This window comes from Pyrobaculum sp. (genome assembly GCF_049971835.1).
GTDB lineage: Archaea > Thermoproteota > Thermoprotei > Thermoproteales > Thermoproteaceae > Pyrobaculum.
The window spans coordinates 1-2,639 of sequence record NZ_JBMFKV010000224.1 but is presented as its reverse complement, the minus strand read 5'-3'; the positions used below and the strand labels follow the sequence as shown (position 1 = coordinate 2,639).

Annotated in this window: 2 protein-coding genes; one reads left to right on the top strand and one right to left on the bottom strand. The window is 60.6% G+C overall.

Going from position 1 to position 2,639, the window contains the following annotated elements:
* Positions 1 to 722, top strand: a 722-nt coding sequence (locus tag ACP5J3_RS12755; RefSeq protein ID WP_428496031.1) for a tRNA (adenine(9)-N1)-methyltransferase Trm10, incomplete at its 5' end; no start/stop codon positions are given.
* A 51-nt stretch (positions 723 to 773) separates the two neighbouring features.
* Here the strand turns inward: ACP5J3_RS12755 and ACP5J3_RS12750 are convergent.
* Positions 774 to 2,639 (bottom strand): hypothetical protein (locus tag ACP5J3_RS12750; protein ID WP_428496030.1); only part of this gene is annotated, 1,866 nt, incomplete at its 5' end.

Here is a 2,639-nt window from a genome sequence, read left to right as displayed (position 1 = left end):
GGGGGTGCGGCGAGGTGGTGGAGGTGCCCTACGCCCCTCCGGATAGGCCGAGGGTGGTGGTGGACCTGTCTCTCTGGGCTGAGCACACGGAGGGGGAGAAGAACGAGCTGGTGGAGCAGATCCTCGCCACGCTCAAGGCGGTGAGGGCCGTGCTGTGGGACGGCAACCTGTGGCTCACCAACACGCCGGGGGAGTTCCTCCAGTTGCTGAGCCGCCACGCCCCCGGACTGGTGCACAAAATGAGGATCTTCGCCGGCACGCCTTCCTTTGAGAAGCCGATCGTCCTAGACCCGGAGGGCGACTGCCTATTTATCGAAGAGGTGGCGAGGTCCCACGTTGAGTTTATCATCGGAGGCATAGTGGACAAGGAGAGGTCGGCTAAGGGGGCCACCGCCCGCCTCGCCGGGAGGATCGGCGTCGAGAAGAGGTGCAGAATCGAGCTGAGGGGCTCAAGGGTGGGGGTCCCCGACAGGATAAACAAAATCGCGGAGATCGTGCTCCGCACCCTATCAGGATCGCCGCTGGAGGCGGCGATACTGGCGGCCCAGGCAAAGCGGGACCGGGTGTACAGACTCATGTGGGAGCTACAGAGGCGCATAGTCAAGACGCCCGACGGCGGTCTGGCGGTTACCCGTCAAGCCCTAGAGGAGGCCAACTGGTTGGGGGCCCCGTGGGAGGAGGTGGAGCTGGCTGTAAAAAAACTCAATCTGAAGATACTTTAGCATCGGAAAGGGCCGGGGCTCGCGCAGGGGGAGGGGAAAACCATACGATTTTCAAGTGGCTCGGCGCCTGCCCCTCGCCAGCCAGCCCGCGGCGGCCCCCGCGGCTAGGGCCACGGCGGCTAGGGCTGAGGCGGCGGCCCAGTCAGCCTCGCGGATGGACACGATCTGCGTGACCGTCTCCCTCTGGGTGACCTCCCTAACCTCGGTGACGGTGGTGGGAGGCGCGGTCTTGGTGACGGTCTGTGTGACTGTGACTAGAACGGCGGTGGTTGTGTTGACGACGGTCTGCGGCACCGTCCGAGTCAAGTTGACGTACACCACCTTCACAGTAGAGGACGCCCCGACGGGGAAGGCGTAGTTGGGCCAGCTGTAGGCTCTGGAAAATACGGCGGCTCCCTTGTAGAGCTTGTCAAATATATACACAGCGGTGCCGTTGCCGAAAACCATGAAGTCGGCTACGTGGGGCGCGCAGGCTCCCCATTTCTCCACAACGAGCGGGCCGCAGTAGTAGAAGGCGGCCTTCACATCCTTGGAAAACCTAAGGACCGTCCCGTCCTTGAAGTAGTAAATAATTTCATCCGCCGTCCCTTTACTCTTTTCTAGTGTTCCGGTGGCGGCGGTGAGCCTGTATATGCGGAGGGTGTAGTTCTGCGGGAAGAAGACAGCTATGTAGCTAACGGTTTCGTTCGACGTCGCCAAATTTTTAAAAACAATCCCCATATTTGAGCGCACGGAGTGGAAGTATACCGAAAATCCGGGGGAGACTGCCCTCAAGTCCTTCAGAATCTGCCAGGCAATAATGAAGGCCTCCACCTCTCTCTTGAGCTGGGGAACGCCCCCCGCCGTGCCGGCCAGGTACTCGTACAACTCGTAGCTGAAGTCCCCTATACGTACTCTCAGAGGGCTGTCGAAGATAGTCCATATATACGCCGGCTTGAAGGAGCCGTCCTCCCCCACCACTAGGTAGTAGATCCTTGGCTCGTCATCCACATAATACTTGTCGCTGGGCAACACCGGGGTGAACCATGACACTTCAACCAATTTCGGAGTCCGCAACTCCCATTCAAAACCTCTCCAAGTGTACTTAACCGGCTCCACGCCGGGTAAGAAGTGGGGACATTCGCCTATACATCTCGTCACAACCATCCTAGTGAAGGCCGGGCTGACCTGCCCCGTGACAAGTCTATGCCTCAGCCCCCTCCCCTCTCTGTACGGCATTCTAAACTGGTAGTATATGACGTAATCCCCCTCTGTGTATATCGAAACGTAGTCTGTGTAGCCCACCACCGCCGCGGCGGTGCCGTTGGGGGAGAGCCACATCACAGCCACAAAGCCAGGCCTCTCGAAGCGGAAGCCGAAGCTGCGGCGGGCGCCGTTAATATAGCCGCCTCCCAGCCCCACATCCCACATCTCCTTGTAAACCGGCTCTGCCCCACTCCACCCCACCTCAAGCCATCTGCGGTATTTTACGTCGCGCCAGCTGACGCATATACGCGGCGTCTGGACGAGGCCCCGCCCGGAGCCGCCCTCGGGGCGGTAGCCCACCTCCACCACGGGGGCGTAGCAGGCGAAGACGTTGTAGTCCATGGTGCTTGCGTTTCCGTAGAGGTAGTGGACATACCTCTTGTCGAAGGCCCAGACGTCCCCGGCGCCTCTGATCCTGGCCACAGACAGATCCGGCAGCGACCCCGCCTCGAAGACTGGGGTGTAGCCGAGTTCGTCACTTTTCAGCTCCACCACCCTGCCCAGCCACATGGAGCCTGGTGGGTCGCCGATCCAGAAGAGGTAGACTGGGACCGCGTCGTTGGTGAACTTTATGTAGGTGTAGCCCCTCACGAGGGACGCGGCGTAGTTCACCCAGCCCTTAATCGTGTAGGCGGAGCCTGTCTTCAGCCACACGCTGACGTAGCCGTCTTC